Source organism: Rikenella microfusus DSM 15922, from assembly GCF_000427365.1.
In the GTDB taxonomy this organism is placed as follows: Bacteria; Bacteroidota; Bacteroidia; order Bacteroidales; family Rikenellaceae; genus Rikenella; species Rikenella microfusus.
The window spans coordinates 1,988,741-2,005,504 of record NZ_KE386488.1; the positions used below are offsets into that span (position 1 = coordinate 1,988,741).

Annotated in this window: 11 protein-coding genes and 1 tRNA gene; 11 read left to right on the top strand and 1 reads right to left on the bottom strand. The window is 59.0% G+C overall.

Going from position 1 to position 16,764, the window contains the following annotated elements; genetic code table 11:
- Positions 1–1,110, bottom strand: coding sequence for a glutamine-hydrolyzing carbamoyl-phosphate synthase small subunit (carA, locus tag RIKMI_RS0109315; RefSeq protein WP_027291389.1), 1,110 nt, complete (start codon positions 1,108–1,110; stop codon positions 1–3).
- Positions 1,111–1,224: 114 nt separating this feature from the next.
- On the opposite strand from carA, the gene RIKMI_RS0109320 reads away from it, so the two are divergent.
- The 11 genes from RIKMI_RS0109320 to RIKMI_RS0109375 all read left to right on the top strand — a co-directional run bounded on the left by RIKMI_RS0109320 (position 1,225) and on the right by RIKMI_RS0109375 (position 16,696).
- Positions 1,225–1,941 (top strand): TrmH family RNA methyltransferase, encoded by a 717-nt coding sequence (locus RIKMI_RS0109320; RefSeq protein ID WP_027291390.1) that lies wholly within the window; start codon positions 1,225–1,227, stop codon positions 1,939–1,941.
- Positions 1,942–2,067: 126 nt separating this feature from the next.
- Positions 2,068–3,087: an acyl-CoA reductase gene (locus tag RIKMI_RS13675; protein WP_051214469.1), complete on the top strand. Its 1,020-nt coding sequence runs from the start codon at positions 2,068–2,070 to the stop codon at positions 3,085–3,087.
- A 443-nt stretch (positions 3,088–3,530) separates the two neighbouring features.
- The gene (locus tag RIKMI_RS0109330) at positions 3,531–3,830 is read left to right on the top strand and encodes a hypothetical protein (RefSeq protein ID WP_027291391.1); all 300 of its coding nucleotides are present in this window, start codon (positions 3,531–3,533) and stop codon (positions 3,828–3,830) included.
- 46 nt (positions 3,831–3,876) lie between these two features.
- Positions 3,877–5,370 (top strand): Gfo/Idh/MocA family protein, encoded by a 1,494-nt coding sequence (locus RIKMI_RS13680; RefSeq protein ID WP_051214470.1) that lies wholly within the window; start codon positions 3,877–3,879, stop codon positions 5,368–5,370.
- 166 nt (positions 5,371–5,536) lie between these two features.
- Positions 5,537–8,974: an endo-alpha-N-acetylgalactosaminidase family protein gene (locus RIKMI_RS0109340; RefSeq protein ID WP_027291392.1), complete on the top strand. Its 3,438-nt coding sequence runs from the start codon at positions 5,537–5,539 to the stop codon at positions 8,972–8,974.
- A 757-nt stretch (positions 8,975–9,731) separates the two neighbouring features.
- Positions 9,732–10,553, top strand: a complete 822-nt coding sequence (locus RIKMI_RS14370) for a CPBP family intramembrane glutamic endopeptidase (protein ID WP_051214471.1) — start codon at positions 9,732–9,734, stop codon at positions 10,551–10,553.
- A 62-nt stretch (positions 10,554–10,615) separates the two neighbouring features.
- On the top strand, positions 10,616–11,488 hold the full coding sequence (locus RIKMI_RS0109355; RefSeq protein WP_147288484.1) for a hypothetical protein: 873 nt from the start codon (positions 10,616–10,618) through the stop codon (positions 11,486–11,488).
- 27 nt (positions 11,489–11,515) lie between these two features.
- Positions 11,516–12,949, top strand: coding sequence for a peptidylprolyl isomerase (locus RIKMI_RS13690; RefSeq protein WP_051214472.1), 1,434 nt, complete (start codon positions 11,516–11,518; stop codon positions 12,947–12,949).
- A gap of 109 nt (positions 12,950–13,058) precedes the next feature.
- Entirely contained in the window at positions 13,059–15,365 is a 2,307-nt protein-coding gene (locus RIKMI_RS14375; protein WP_051214473.1) for an OstA-like protein, read from the top strand.
- 194 nt (positions 15,366–15,559) lie between these two features.
- Positions 15,560–16,504 (top strand): M28 family metallopeptidase, encoded by a 945-nt coding sequence (locus RIKMI_RS0109370; RefSeq protein ID WP_084135250.1) that lies wholly within the window; start codon positions 15,560–15,562, stop codon positions 16,502–16,504.
- 118 nt (positions 16,505–16,622) lie between these two features.
- Positions 16,623–16,696 (top strand) — tRNA-Met (locus tag RIKMI_RS0109375).
- Positions 16,697–16,764: the final 68 nt, after the last annotated feature.

A 16,764-nucleotide genomic window follows, 5' to 3' on the forward strand; every position in this document is an offset into this window, starting at 1 on the left:
CTATTTCTTGTATTGGTCGATGAGGTCAATGAACTGGTCGAAAAGGTATTCGGTATCCACGGGGCCGCTGGTGGCTTCGGGGTGGAACTGTACGCTGAAGAAGGGCAGCGTGCGGTGTTTGATCCCTTCGATCGTGTTGTCGTTCAGGTTGATGAAGTAGGGTTCCCATCCTTCGCCTAAGCCTGCCGGATCGACGGCGTAACCGTGGTTCTGGCTGGTGATGACGGCGCGGTCGGTGCCTACCTCCAGCGCGGGCTGGTTGTGGCTGCGGTGTCCGTATTTGAGTTTGTAGGTGGTGGCTCCGGCGGCCCAGCTCAGCAGCTGGTTGCCCAGGCAGATGCCGAAGAGGGGCTTGTCCGGTTTGGCGGCCATCGCTTTTTTGATGTTTTCGATGGTCTTGCCGCACAGCGCGGGGTCGCCCGGCCCGTTGCTGAGCATCACTCCGTCGTAGTCCAGCGTGCTGAAGTCGTAGTCCCAGGGCACGCGCACTACCGTCGCGTTCCGGTTGTACAGGCACCGGATGATGTTGTATTTGCAGCCGCAGTCCACCAGGACGATGGTCCGCCGGGCGTCCGGGTTCGCATAGGTGATGATGTCGGTGCAGGAGACTTTCTCGACGAGGTTCTCTTTGTTGGGATTGTGGAATTCGGCCGCTTCGGGCTGCCCTTCGACGTTGAGTTTGCCGAGCATCACCCCGCGTTCGCGGATGATTTTGGTGATCTGGCGGGTATCGACCCCGAAGATGCCCGGCACGCCGTTTTCCGCGAGCCAGTCCGAAAGGCTCCGCACGGCGTTCCAATGGCTGTACTGAAAAGAGTAGTCGCTGATGACCAGCCCTTTGATGTGCACGCGGTCGGACTCGAAGAATTTCGGCAGTCCGGTAGCCGGATCGGTCGCCGCGGTGTCGGGCACGCCGTAATTGCCGATCAGGGGATAGGTGATCACCAGGATCTGTCCGGAATAGGACGGGTCGGTCAGGCTCTCCGGATAGCCTGTCATGGCAGTAGAAAAAACGACTTCCCCCGATACAGACTGTTCTGCACCGAACGAGAAGCCGTCGAACTGCGTACCATCCTCTAAAATCAAGCGGGCGGTCTTACTTTTCAGCATGTCAATTTCAGAATTAGTTTCTGAAACACAAAGGTAACGCTTTTTCCGGAAAAGCGCGGGCTTTTCGCGTGAATTTGTCTATTTTTGTTATCGGGATTTGAATCATCGTTGCCAATGCTTACCAAAGCGGAAATCAAACGGATACGGTCGCTGGGCGACAAGGCGGGACGGCAGGCGGAGGGCCTGTTCGCGGCCGAGGGGGAAAAGCTGGTGGGGGAGTTGCTGGCGTCGGGCCTGGTGGTGCGCGGGGTGTACCGTACGGGGGAAAATGTCACGGCGGCGGAAATGGGGCGCATCTCTTTCCTCAAGACGCCGACGCCGGTGCTGGCGGTGGCGGAGATACCCTCTTTTCCGGCGGCGGAGCCGGGGGACGGGGGGCTGTGCCTGGCGCTGGACGACGTACAGGATCCGGGTAATGTGGGGACGATCATCCGCCTGGCGGACTGGTTCGGGGTACGGGATGTCTATTGTTCGCCGGCGACGGCGGACTGCTGGAGTCCGAAGGTGGTGCAGGCGACGATGGGGGCTGTCCTGCGCGTGAGGGTGCATTATGCGCCGCTGGCCCCGCTGCTCGGAAGGGCCGTGGCGGCGGGGATGCCGGTGTACGGCACTTTTCTGGAGGGCGATAATATCTATCGGTGCGATCTGGCTCCGGACAGGGGGATTGTCGTTATGGGCAACGAGGGCAGGGGTATTTCGGCGGAGGTGGCGGCATGTGTTTCGCATAAGCTGTATATCCCGCCTTACCCGCCTGCTGCGGGTCCGACGTCGGAGTCGCTCAACGTGGCGATGGCGACGGCTGTTGCGCTCTCGGAATTCCGCCGACGCTGATACATATATCTGTTCGATTATCCGTACATTGAGTTTGTAGGGGACTGTTCCTTTTGTTTGTTCAGAAAAAGAACAGTTGCCTCAAACCTAATATATGGATAATCGAACGGAAAAAAGTAGGAAAAGATGGGAGAATGGAGTACGGGAGTTTTGGAGCGGTTAAGAGGAGCGTTCAGCGGTCCGGAGTGGGAGAGCGCCGTAGCGGCCGCCCGGCAGGAAAACGAATGGTTCACTCCTCGTCAGGTGGCCCGGGCCGTTGCCGCCCTGCGGGAAGAGATGCTCGCCCCGCAGCAGTTGGGAGAGTGGTTGTCCGCCTACCGGAAGCCGGCAGGCTGGCAGCCCGGCAGAGTAGGGATCGTCATGGCCGGGAACCTGCCGCTCGTCGGTTTTGCCGATTTGGCCGCCGTTGTGGCCGTCGGTCACGAAGCCGTCGTCAAACCTTCGTCGAAAGATAGGGCATTGACCGGATATGTCGTGCGGCAGCTTCAGCGAGGAGGCTGTTCCGTGCGCATGACCGATGAACTGCGTCCGGAGGGATTGGACGGAGTGATCGCCACCGGAGGCGATGCCGCGCGGGAGCACTTCGCCCGGCGATTCGCCGGCGTGCCCGCCCTGCTTCGGGGCAGCCGGCAGAGCGTGGCCGTTCTCGCCGGGAACGAGGACGACGAAGCGTTGAAAGGATTGGCCGAAGATATGTTCCTCTATTGGGGGCTGGGCTGCCGGAGCGTGACAAGGCTCTTCGTCCCCGAAGGGTACGACGTGCGGCGCCTGGCGGAGAAATTGTCCACCCTGTCCCCCCTTGAAACCGACGAGGGCAGGCGGTACGCCGAGTGTTACCGGTACGCCCGGGCTATGGCCGCCATGAGCGGCGGGCGATGGGCCGACGGCGGCTTTTTCGTCTTGCGGCAGGTGGAGCCGGACGCTCCGCCCGCGGTACCGAAACTGGCCGAAGCGTGGTGGTCGGAATACCGGTCGGCAGACGAAGTCGCGCAGTGGCTGGCCGGGTATGAAAAAAAACTGCAATGCGCCGCCGGAGCGGTGCCGGAGGGATTCCCGCGCCGGGTAGCGCTGGGCATGACCCAGCGTCCCGGATGGAACGATTATGCCGACGGGACAGACACCGTGGAATTTTTGCTGCGATTATAGCGTTTTTGGAGAATGGGGGCGTTTTGTGCTTCGCAAAACGTCTTCGCCCGTGCGCTTTTGCGAGGCGTTACGGGTGATTTCGTCATTGATGCGACATGATTCCGGTACATCGTACTCGGCGCGAGCCGAAACGAGGTTGTCGGGGTGTTTGTATAAAGTCGTATAAGTTACCTTGATTTTTTCATTGCATAAGTTCTTGTATAAGTTCTAAATCATAAACGAAGTACGGAAAATGTATGGGCATTTCCAAATATAAATGATATTTAAATCCGAAATTTTGTTGCCATAAGCCAATGTGCACCACGCGACATCGACCGGTACGTCGTGAAATCCGGCCGACGGCGGATACCGGGCGGATTCTTCGAAGGGTATCGAACCGGATTGGGATTTTCGGCTATAATGTTTAACTTTGCTATTTAGTAAAATCAATATCCATTCCGATTATGGCAAGCATTCGCAACATTAAAAAAGACCTGACCTACCTGGTGAACGAAGTGATTTCGGACGCATACGTAGCCCTCTATTTCCAGCCCGCCTCGCAGCGCGACGCGATTTTCGGCATCGTCAATAAGGCCGCCGAACTCAACAATGCGTTGCTGGACCGCATCAACCATCCGGCCGAAAAGCACAACCCCTCGCTGGTACGCAAACACTATGCCCAGATCCGCCGCGAACTGAACGAAGGCGTCGAAAACCTGTTCGGCGAGCTGAGCGATGTATGCAAGGCGTCGCAGGCGAAGTAAAACCGAACTAACCCGATAAACTCAACCCACTAAACTTACCGAACGGATGAAAATCAAATTGGTACTGTGTTCGCTGCTGGCCTTTATGACCGCCGCGACCTTCCAGAGCTGCGGTTCGCCGTCAGCCTCCGCCGACGCACAGAAAACCTCGAACGTGATCGAGCTGCCGGTTCCGCCGCGCGAACCGGGGCAGACTGACGTGCTGAACCTCGTGACCGACCCGATCGACACGGTACGCGTGGCTTTCGTGGGCCTCGGCATGCGCGGTTCGGATGCCGTGCGCCGCTATACCTACATTCCCGGTGTCAAGATCGTGGCCCTGTGCGATGTCTATGAAGACCGCGTGAAGGCTTCGAACAAGATGCTCCAGGACAAAGGGCTGCCCGCCGCTCAGGAATACTTCGGCGATACGGCCGCCTGGCGCAAGATGGTGGCCAGCCCCGACATCGACCTCGTATATATCTGTACCGGTTGGGACTGGCATACGCCGATCGCCGTGCAGGCCATGAAAGACGGCAAACACGTGGCCATCGAAGTGCCCGCGGCCATGACCGTCGACGAATGCTGGGATCTGGTCAATACGGCTGAGAAAACCCGCAAACACTGCATGATGCTCGAAAACTGCGTTTATGACAACTTCGAAATGGCGACCCTGAACATGGCTCAGAAAGGGCTGTTCGGCGAAGTGATCCACGTCGAAGGCGCCTATCTGCACGACCTGCGTTCGATGAACTTCGCCGAAGAGGGCGAACCGGGCCATTATGCCGACATGTGGCGCCTGAAGCAGAACACCAAACGCACGGGCGACATCTATCCGACCCACGGACTGGGCCCGATCGCGCAGATTCTGGGCATTCACCGCGGCGACCGGATGAACACGCTGGTGTCGATGAATACCGATGAATTCGGGATGACCGAATATGCCAAAAAGAAGTTCGGCGACACTTCGGCCTATGCCAAAACGCCGTATAAGATGGGCGACCACACCACGACGCTGATCCGTACCGAGAACGGTAAGACGATGATGGTGCAGCACGACGTGACCAGCCCGCGCCCGTACAGCCGTATCCACCAGGTGAGCGGCACGAAGGGCTTCGCCCAGAAATACCCGGTCATGGGCATCTCCGTCGAAGCCGACAACGAGGCGGTACAGGGGCTGGATTACCAGAACCTGAGCGGCCACAGCTATGTACCGAAGGAGACGTTCGACAAACTGATGACGGATTACGAACACCCGGTCATCCGACAGGTCGGGTCGATGGCCCAGGAGGTGGGCGGCCACGGCGGTATGGACTTCGTGATGGACTACCGTCTGATCTATTGCCTGCGCAACGGCCTGCCGCTGGATATGGACGTGTATGATGCCGCCGAAATGTCCTGTCTGACGGGTCTTTCGGAACTTTCGATCGAAAACGGGAGCGCTCCGGTGGCCGTTCCGGATTTCACGCGCGGCGCATGGAACAAATTGAAAGGGCAGTCTTATGCCTTTACGCCGGCCGATGCTCAGGCGCTGGGTGTGGCTGCTGCGGCAGGGGAGTGATCCTCCGGCCTTTTACGCGATATTCCACCGGGCTTTGCAGTAAATGCAAAGCCCGGTTTTTTTAGGGTGTCCGCCCTATATTTTTGGAACGCGGTCCCGAACTTCGGTCCGTTCGTTTTATCTTTGTCGGACGTTATCTTTATCGACTGCTAACGCCGAACTTTTTATGATCCGTTATTTTTCCCGTATCGCCGCCGTCGCGGCATTGTCTGTCGCACCGTTCGGTGCGGCGGCGTTTTCTTCCGGTGCCTGGACGGTCGTCCGCAGCGAAAAACAGACCTCTTTTCTGATGCGCGGCGATACGTTGCAGTTGTGGGCCGCAGGCGACCTGACGGTCGTCGATACGAGTGTGCGTGCCTGCAAGAATATCTCTTTGGAGTTCACAGTAGCGCCGGAGAACGAGCGGTCGCATATCGGCGCGGTGGTGCGGTACGTGTCGCCCCAGGATTGGGTTTACGTCGGGTGCGACCTGACGACCGATATTTTCGGCTACTGCCATTGGTATGTCGAGACGCCGCAGGGACGCCAGCAGGTCGCGACCGATATCGCCAAACTCTATAAGGATTATCCGCGGCGCATACGGGTGGATTGCGAGAATGAGGCGATTCTGCTGCGGGTGGACGGCGAGAAGGTCGCCCATTTCGCCTTGCCGTGGCGGGGATACGACCGGCCGGGACGGGCCGGGTTCCGGGTCTGGGACGGCGGAGCGGCTGAGATTTACGATGTGGCGATAACGGATCGCGGAGAAGATCTTTTGGTCGAAGTGGGGCGTTTCAATGATAATCCCAAGAGGGATTTGAACGGGACGGTGTTGAAAGCCGACGTATGTAAGGGTTTGCCCGAAATCTATCTCTGGAAAGATGAGAGTTGGGTCAGAACCGGCAGTCTCGGCGGGTATTCAGGATGGATAATCAACGGGAAACGGTATCGAATGGACGAGCGGAATCCGGCGAGACAGTTGGACGACAGCACGATGGCAACCACTTGCGTGTTCCCGGAGATTGACGTGGAAGTCGATGTTCAAAATGGGGTGAGAGGCCATGTGTATGAATGGCGGGTGACGGATATCCGGGAGAAGGGGGAGTTCAAGGTGCGCACGATCGGTTTAGGCGATAATATGTTGATTGCCATGCCGAATGCAGATACAACTGCACGGTTGTCGGTGGCGTGGAACGAGGGCGGCGACGGATTCTGGAAACTGAGCGAACGGACGAAAACCGACACGGTACCTGTACCGGCGGCCATCGCGATTCTGAATAACGACAAGGTGGCGGTGGCGTCGGACAATAACTCCCAGTACGAAAGCAAACAGTTCCTGATTCGGAATCGTTCGGAATGGACGTCGATCGGCTCGAACGAGTGGATTTACCGGGGACCGGACGGCAAAGTCACGGAGCTGCCGTACCAGAAGGTGATCTTTGCGGACGATATTAATGGGGACGGCAAGGTGACGTGGCAGGACGGGGCGGTGGCGCTGGCGGAGGTCTACCCCGACCCTTACGGCGCGGAGATGGTGCGCAATTCCAATGTGACGATCACGATGAATTTCGCCAGCGAGGGGCAGTATCCGTTCCTCCGCCAGCTGGACAATATCAAGAAAATCTATTACCTGACCGACGGTTTCGGGCAGATGCTGGAGCTGAAGGGCTACCAGTCCGAAGGGCACGACAGCGGCCACCCGGACTATGCGGGCCACTATAATGAGCGGGCGGGGGGCCTGAAAGATTTGCGTGTGCTGATCGACGAGGCGAAGAAATATAACGCGCATATCGGGTTCCACATCAACCACAGCGAGTCGTATCCGGAGGCCCGGGCGTTCGACGATACGATCGTTACCCGTATTCCGGGCTGGAAATGGCTCGACCAGGCGTATCTCATCAACAAGGAGGCGGACCATCTGAACGGCTCGTTCGCGAAGCGGCTGGACGACCTGCACCGCGACCTGCCGGGGTTGTCGTTCATCTATCTGGACACCTACCGTGAGCACCGTTACTGGGCGTACCGCACGGCGAAAATGTTCAACGAGCGGGGTTGGACGGTCTGGACGGAGGATCCGTCGGTGTTCAACCGTTACGGGACGTGGATTCACTACAATCCGGAGTCGAACAGCCTGATTTCGCGCTTCGTGCACAATCACCGCAAGGATGCGTTCGGGGCCGATTCGCTGTTCCCGGGAGGTTACGGGCGCGGGGCTGAGGTGGGTTTCCAGGGCTGGCAGAGCGGCCGGGATATGAATCTGGCTGTTAAGAATTTCTACACGAAACAGCTGCCGTTGCGCTACACGATGCATTTTCCGGTGGTCTATGCGGACAGCGTTGCGGCGCGGTTCCGCGGCGGGGTCGAGACGCGCCGGAGGGCGGGGGTGACGACGATGTACCGCGGCGGCCGCAAGGTGATGGACGGGGAGGTGGTTTTCATCCCGTGGAACCCGCTGACGGAGGAGAAGATTTACCATTACAATCCGGCGGGCGGGATGACCCGCTGGGAGGTGCCGGAGTCGTGGGCGGATGTCAGAACGGCTTACCTGTATCGGCTGACGGACCGGGAACGGGTGGCTGCTGGCCGGGTGGCGGTGAAGGACGGCGCGGTGAGCCTGACGGCGGAGGCAGGCGTACCCTATGTATTGTACCGGGATACTCCGCCGGAATTGTTGCCGGCGGACTGGAGCCGGGGCAGCGCGGTGCGCGACATGGGTTTCGACAGCCGCTCTTTCGGGTGGTGGAAACCGATAGGTGCTCGGAAGGGGGTCGGGTTCGAGACGACTCTTTACGGCCAGTCGGTGCTGAAGCTCATGGGACGGAAGGCGTGCGGCGCGGCGCAGGAGATCGCGGGACTGGATCCGGAGAAGTATTACCACCTTTCAGTCTGGGTGCAGGTGGACGGCGAACGGGAGGCTTCGATGCGTGCGGTAACGCCGTCCGGCGGTCGGGCAGTATCGGTGCGGCGGACGGATATTCCGACCTTTGTGGAGAATACGGACAAAAAGGGGACGCGTTACCAGCGACTGGAGATGCGGCTGCATGGCGTGGAGGCTTTTTCGCTGGTACTGTGTGCCGGAAAGTCGGTTTCGGACACGACGACGGTGCGTTTCGACGATGTGCGGCTGATGGAGGTTTCGGCACCCACGTCCGGCTCTTTGGCGGCGCAGGCTGAGGGGTATCTCTATTACGAGGATTTCGAGCGTGTGCCGTTCGGCTGGGGGCCGTTCATGCTTTCGCGGCCGTCGAACTGTACGTCGCACCTGAGCGAAAGGCACGATCCGTACACGGCTGGGGACGTGATCAACGGCGACTGGTCGTTCAAGACGCTGAACGAAGGCGGCGGCGAGATTCTTCGTACAATGCCTTCGCTGCTGAGTTTCAGTCCGAATACAGGCTATGCGGTGGAATTCGAGTATGATGCGCCTGTGGTTGGGGTTTACCGGGGGGTAGTGCGGTCGGCGAAGACGGGACACACGCTGGTGTCGGAGCCGCTGGACGGCAGGGGCCGTTTCGCGGCGGAGTTCGTGACCGACGGGGCGGACGATTACTATTTTTCCGTTGTCAAGGCCGGGGAAGGGATGCTGGTGATCGACGATTTCGGCGTGCGGAAAACAGAAAAATAATATCTGCCGTGCGCGGCGGGGTGGGGGAGAGGAGGCCCCATTGTGGGGATATTGTAACCATACGGTTAAAATATAAGTTTCCGTGTCAGCGGGCGGGCCGCAGCCTCGCCCCGCGGAGGCCCGGTGCCGCTCGGCGCAGGGGCCGGGCTGTAGTACCTTATTCCCCGCAGACGGCAGCCTTATGCAAGAAACCGTAGGTTTAATCGCATGTCTGTCGCCGACGGGCGTTTGTTCTTTCTTTCCCGCTCATGCCGCGGGGCATCGGTTTCTCCGGACGCCTCATGCCGGCGGGGCATCTCCTTTTTTGCGCGACCAAAAAAGGAGACAAAAAAGTCGCCGGGAATGCGATTCCCCGCTCCCGACTCCCGTCGGAACGGAAAATCGCACATTCCCGGGTCAGTAACTTTTACCCGTACTTCGATACCAATGTAAGAAACCGGAAGTACTTTTTAAACCTACGGTTAAATTAGGTTTCCGCGTCAGCGGGTAGGCCGCGGCTTTACCTCGCGGCACCAGCCTCCGCCGGGATCGCTCCGAGTCGAAACGAGATAATTTTACCGACTATGGTAGCACCGTCGCAGTCTGCGGGAGACAAAGCGGTTACGGTCCGATACGCGCACCGGGTAAGGATCGTCCCGCAGTTTCCGTACGCATTCTCCGCTGCGCTTTCGGCCGCCCGCGGAACACCCCGGCGGTTCACGGAAACGCCCCACGAAAACCGCAGCCCTGTCCATAGCCTGTAATATAAGAAAACGCCATGCCTGATACATTTTTTCCCCGCAGCCTCTGGTTTCCGATCCTCAGCATCCTGGCCGTCTATGTCGCCGCCAGCATGCTGCTGGGCCTGATTCTCGGAAACCTCGGCACCCTGTACGACCCCACCTTCTGGAGCTTTGCCGCCTATGCCGGCAGCTTTTTCGTCACCATCGGTTATGCCGTAGCCCTGCGCGGCGGCTGGGGGTTGGAGATACCCTCTTTCCACCCCGAAAAATGGAAAGCCAACCCCCGCCTGATCGTGGCCGGCGTGATTCTGATGCTCGCCACCGGCATCGTCCTCACCCCCGTGCTCGACCGGCTGCCCGACACCTATATCGAACGGCTCGACGAATACATGCAGGGCGGATTCTGGCCCATGTTCACCGCCGTCGTCGCCGCGCCGATCCTCGAAGAATTCCTTTTCCGGGGCATTATCCAGAAAAACCTCGTACTCCGCCTCGGCCCTCTGTGGGGCATCCTCCTCGGATCGCTGATCTTCGGCGGCATACATCTGGTACCCCAACAAGTCGTTTACGCCAGCTGCCTCGGCCTCATCCTCGGTTCCGTCTATTACCTGACCGGTTCGCTGAACAGCGCCATCGCCGTGCACTTCGTCAATAACGGCCTCACTTCGTTGCTTTACATGTTCTTCGGCACCTCCGACTCCCTGGAGCGCAGAATACTCGGCGAAGGCCCCCTCTGGGACTGGGCCTACGGCATCTCCCTTCTTCTGCTGCTGGCCGCAGGCTGGTACACCGTCGCGCGCATCCGCCGCCGGGAACGCCAAACGTCGCCCCGCACGCCCGATTCCGCCGAAAATTAGGGGTTTCGCAAAAGATTCGCTACTTTTGTTCGTTAGCATCTTACGATACAAGACGACCGACTTTGAAACACACCCGAACGAGCATAACCCTCCTGATGGCCGTGCTGGCCGTGGCCACCGGATGCAACAAACTGAAACTCTATACCGTCGATAAAGGCGAAGCGATCGCCACGGCCGGCGGACACGAGTTGTACGCCAGCGACATCGCCTCTCTGATCGAACCCGGACTGCCCGAAAAGGACAGCCTCGCGGCCCTGCAATCCATCGTGGATACCTGGGTGCGCAAAGAGATCAAAACGGCCGCCGCCGAAGCCGCCCTTTCCGGCCACGGAGACGATATCGAAGAGATGGTCGCCCAGTACCGGGGAGCGCTGCTCACCTACCGGTACGAGCAGGAATGGCTTGCGGACCGGCTCGATACCGCCGTCACCACCACCCAGATCCGCGAATATTACGACGCCAATCGGGACGGTTTCCGTCTGGCCGGGCCGATCGTCAAGGCCCGTATCGCCCGCATCCCCGCCGGGCTGAGGCAGAGCCGTAAACTCGAAGAAATGTTCCGTTCCGACCGCGAAGAGGACCGGAGCGACTTTCTGAACATCTGCCAGAAAAACCAATACCGCACCGACGATTTCAGCGCCGAATGGACCGACTTCAGCACCGTGATCCGGCAGATCCCGTTCCCGCAGAGCAATTTCGACGACTTCCTCCGTACCCGCAAATATTACGAAGTGGAAGACGACCAGTACAAATATATGATGGCCATCGACAGCTACCGTCCCACGGGCGACTACTCCCCGATGGAACGCGAGACGGGCAATATCCGCAAAATCATCCTCAACAAGCGGCGCCAGGCTCTGCTCGGCCAGCTCGAAGACAGCCTCTACACCTCGGCGCGGGACAACCGGTCGTTCGAAATCAAAATCAAGCGATAACCCACCTCAGACCCATCCAAGAACCCCATGAAACTCATACCTACCCTTTTTACGGTCGTTTGCATGACAGGCACATTCTCCGCCCCGGCCTCCGTCCGGAGCGCGGACACGCTCGCGGGGCAGGCGCCGGCCACGCCCCGGTACATCGCCGATGAAGTGGCGGCCATCGTGGGCGGCAGCCATATCCTGCTCTCCGACATCGAACGCACCACCGGCGAAGTGCTCAAGCTCCGCCAGCAGCAGGGCACCCTGTCCGGACGTCCGGCCCGTTACGAAGCGTTCGAGACCCTCCTGCTCCAGAAAATGCTGGCCGAACAGGCCCGCGCCGACTCGCTGGACAAAGACCTGAGCGGAGGCCTCGATGACCAGGTGGAACACCAGATACAGGAGATGGTCAAGGAAGCCGGGTCGGTCAAAGCTCTCGAAAAGAAATACCGCAAAGAGATATACGCCATCAAGGACGACCTGAAAAAGGACGCGGAAGACATGCAGCTGGCCAACATCATGCAGAGCAACGTGATGCAGAAAGTAAGCATCACCTATAAAGACGTGGCCCGCTTTTTCGAAACCCTGCCGACAGACTCCCTGGAGATGGTGCCCGAACAATACGTTTACGCCCAGATCGTTCGCTTTCCGCCGGAGACCGAAGAGCGCAAATTCGAAGTACGCGAGAAACTGCTCGAATACCGCGAACGTATCCTGAACGGCGAAAGCCTCGGCGCCCTGGCCCGTCTCTACTCCATGGACCCGGGAACGGCACGCAACGGCGGCGAATGGGGGCCGGGCGACATCAACCAGCTCGTCTATCCCGTCGTCGAAGCCCTCGAAGGACTCCAGCCGGGCAAAGTGTCCGAAATCATCGAAACCGAATACGGCTACCACATCGTGGAACTGATCTCGCTGAAAGGCAACCTCGTGCACTTCCGGCAGATCCTGCTCAAACCGAAATTCACCCTCGAAGAGACCGAAAAGGAGATGAAGCTGCTGGACAGTCTCGCCCGGCAGATCGGCACCGACAAACAGGCTTTCGAAGAGGCCGTGAAAGTCTATTCCATGGACAAGGAGACCAACCAGAACGGCGGGGTCGTCTTCAACAGCCGCGCGGCCAAACATTATTTCGACACGAAATACGCCACGCCGAAATACATGAAAGACAACCTCGAACCGCAGGACTATATCCCCCTGTCGGGACTCAAGGAGGGCGAAGTTTCGAAGCCGTACGAAGCGATCGACATGGCCACCGGCAGCACCGTTTATAAGATCGTCCGCCTGAACAAAGTCATCCCCAGCCACCACGCCAGCCTCCAGGAAGACTACGAAATCATCGCCGATTTCGCCCTTCAGGACAAACAGAACCGCGAGCTGGAGAAATGGATCAAAGAGACGATCCGGAAAATGTACGTGTGGATAGCCCCCGAATACCGCGACTACGAATTCGACCACAACTGGCTCAAAAAATAACGGACACCGTTCCGGCCCGGTATGCTGCCGTCCCCTCAGGGGCGCGGACGGCAGAGAAAACGACGGAACCCCGAGCCGATTTCCGCCCCGGTACAACACCGCCATTTCTATGACTCGAAGCCGCCATACGATTTTCCGATGGGGATTGCTGTTGCTGTTCCTGTTGCCGTTCGGCCTGCATGCCCAGCAGCCGCCGGCAGCCGCCGACGTAACCGCCGGGCAGACCCGGCCCCGGAACGTTGCCCCCGCGCCGGCGCCCGATACCGGGGAGACCACCACCGTGGATTATTACGGCGACCTGATGACCCAACGGGCCGGAGATACCGTGCTCTACCTGATCGACAACGTCATCTTCCACCACAACGGAACCTATATCCAGTGCGACAGCGCCAAACGCTACGACGAATACCACATGGAGTGTTTCGGTAACGTCGTCATCAACAAGGACTCCACCTACATTTACGGCGACCGCGCCAGCTACGACGGACATACCGACCTCGCCAAAGTCTATTCCCCGTTGCTCAAACTCGTGAACGGCGACGCCACCATGTGGGTGTTCGACTACATGGAATTCAATACCCGGACCAACATCGGCGAATACAACGAAGGGGCCGTCATCGTCCAGCGCGACAACCGGATGGAATCCGACCGCGGCATATTCAACGGCGATTCGTCCACCATCACCTTCGTCGGGCACGTGGCCATGCGCAACGACAATTACAAGATCCGCACGGATTCGGTCCGCTATGATTTCGACAACGAGATCGTCACTTTTCTGACGAAAGCCTATATTTGGGACAAAGACCGCGATTTTCTGACCGCCGACCGGGGCAATTACGTGCGTGCCACGGAGACTTACCATTTCACCCGGAACGCCTACGCCATGACCGCCGACCAGGAGTTCTGGGCCGACACCATGAATTACGAAAGCGCGATCCGTAAAGTCGTCATGCGGCGGAATATCCAGATTCTCGATACGGCGCAGCGGACGATCGGGCTGGGTGACTTCGGGTTCTACAACGACTCGCTGAAAAACGGCCTGCTGACCGATTCGCCCGCCGTGATCCTTTACGACGAAGCTCAGGCGGCCGACTCCGCGGCCGGCCGGGACACCTTTCCGCAGCCGGTCTTTCCCCTCGCCGATACGCTGCAAATCGCGATAACCGACACCGTTGCGGCCGGTAGGGAGCGGGACACGACCCTGATCGAACCGTCGCCCGTCCCGGCAGATACGGCGAAAAAGCCCATCGCGCCGCCGAGACCCGATTCCGCTTTCACACGGGCGGACACCATCCTGTTCGAAAGTTATCCTCCCGGACGTTCGAAACCTAAGCCGCCGAAGCCGGAACAGCCGGCCGCGGACACCTCCGCTTTCGTTCCGGCCGCTGCCGATAGTACGGCTCTGCCTGCTGCGGATTCCCTGGCTGCGGACAGCACGGCTGCAATGCCCCTTGCGGATGCTCTGGCTGCGGACAGCACAGTCGCAGTATCTTTCAATAAAGACACTTTGCCGCCGGCAGAGAACGGCGGTTTTTCCGGAAAACCGGCGATCGGCGTCGAAGAACCTCCGGCGCCGGAAGCTCCCGATTCTCTCGTCACCGCCGGGGAGGACAGCCTCTCCGCCCCGGTGTCTCCGGACAGCGTCGGGCAGCGGAAAGATTCGTTGGAACGCGTGATCCGAGCACGGCACCGCGTGAAAATGTGGCGGCCCGACGTACAAGGTATCTGCGATTCGCTGACCGCCTATTCGGTGGATTCGATGACGAGCCTTTTCGGCCGTCCCCTGATCTGGAACGGCTCCAGCCAGCTCGCGGCCGACCGGATCGATATTTACAGCCGGAACGAAGAGTTGGACTATGCCGAATTCATCGGCTCGCCGTTCATTACCCAGCAAGTCGAAAACGCCGACACCCTTTTCAACCAGGCCGAAGGGAGGTTCCTTCAGGCATGGTTCCGGAACAACGCGCTGAACCGGGCTATTATGACCGGCAACGTGCTGAATTATTATTACATGGGCGACGACAGCCTGCCGCCGGATAAATTCGCCGTTCTTTCGTGCGCCAGCCTGACCATCGACTTCGAAGATCAGGAACCGGTCCATATGAACTGGGGCGGGCGGGGCGACTGGCACATAGACCCGATCGACAAAATCCCCGCCGGGGAGTCGCAGCGGCTGCCCAACTTCAGTTGGGAACCGGAACGCAAGCCCCGCAGCCGTTACGACATCACGCGCCGCACCGTGCGCCCCTCGCTGAGAACCACGGCAAGCGGTTACGCGCAACCCCTTTTCCCCATCGAAGACCGCTTCGCGACGGTATACGACCGGCTGCTGCAAGACGGAGTATGGCGCGACAGGAGCGAGCCGCTGGACGAAAGCCGGGTAGAGAAACTCCAGGGAAACGATCTTTTATATTAGGTAAGTATATATAACTTTACCCTATATCATACGCACACTTGATTTTCAGTATATTTCGGCCCGCGCCCACTCCCTTAAGCAGAGAAAAGCCCCGATCCCCTGTGCCGAGCGGCACCGCAGGGCCGTTTAGGGAGATCGTTACCCGATTTTGGATAATGTCGTATATACTTACCTTATATTAAACTTACGTCTCCATGACCCGACCCACTGTTTTTTTCAGTCGCCGTATCTTGTGTCTGCTGGCGGCGACCGTCGCTTTCGCCGGTACGGCATGGGCGGCGGAACCGCGCATGCCGGGCAAAGCTTTCCGGCGCGGATTCGACGCCATTACCCGGCAGAACGCCGAAGCCTCGCTGCGTTTTCTGGCCTCCGACGCGATGCGGGGACGGCTGGCCGGATCGCAGGAGGGGCAAATCACGGCCCAATACATCATTTCTGAGCTGGAACAGGCCGGTTACGCCGGACAGATCGCCGAGCAGCGTTTTACGGGCCGCAAAGGAGAAAAACTGCGGAACGTACTGGCCATTCTTCCGGGCCGGGACACGACCCGGAGACTGGTCGTCGGGGCGCACTTCGATCATGAAGGAACCAAAAACGGAGCCGTTTTCCACGGGGCGGACGACAACGCCAGCGGCACGGCGGTTCTGCTGGAACTGGCCCGGGCCGCGAAAGCGGCCGGAGTACGGCCGGCCCATACGCTGGTGCTGGCTTTCTGGGACGGCGAGGAGCGCGGCCTGCTCGGTTCCCGCCACTACGTTTCGGAACTCGGGTGCGATACGGCATCCGTCATCTGCTATATCAATTTCGATATGGTCGGGCGCAATACGGACGAAAACCGTCCGGCCCTGTTCCGGTATTTTTATACGGAGTCCGAACCTCGCTTCCGGGAATGGTTCGACCGATCGGTCGCCGCGGGCAGGTTGCAGCACCTGGAGGCGGACTACCGTCCCTGCGACCGCACCATCGGCGGCAGCGACAACATGTCGTTCGCCCGGGCGGGCATTCCGATCGTCTGGTACCACACCGACGGGCATCCGGACTACAACAAACCGACCGATACGGCCGACCGGATCAACTATCCCAAATTATTGGATATCGCCCGTTCGGCCTGGTACCTGATCTGGCGGATGGCTTACTGACCGTTTTGACGGTCGGCCGGGAAAATCGCGAAAAAAGCGCGATCCGGTTTTGGAAATTCGGAACGAAACATTTACCTTTGCACCGTCTTCAAGAAAGGAAGGCCGCGAATAATAAGATGGCGAGGTAGCTCAGCTGGTTAGAGCGCATGATTCATAATCATGAGGTCGAGAGTTCAAGTCTCTCTCTCGCTACACGGTTCAAACGCTTTAGAACGTCGGTTCTAAAGCGTTTTTTTGTAACCGGCTATGACCTTACCGGA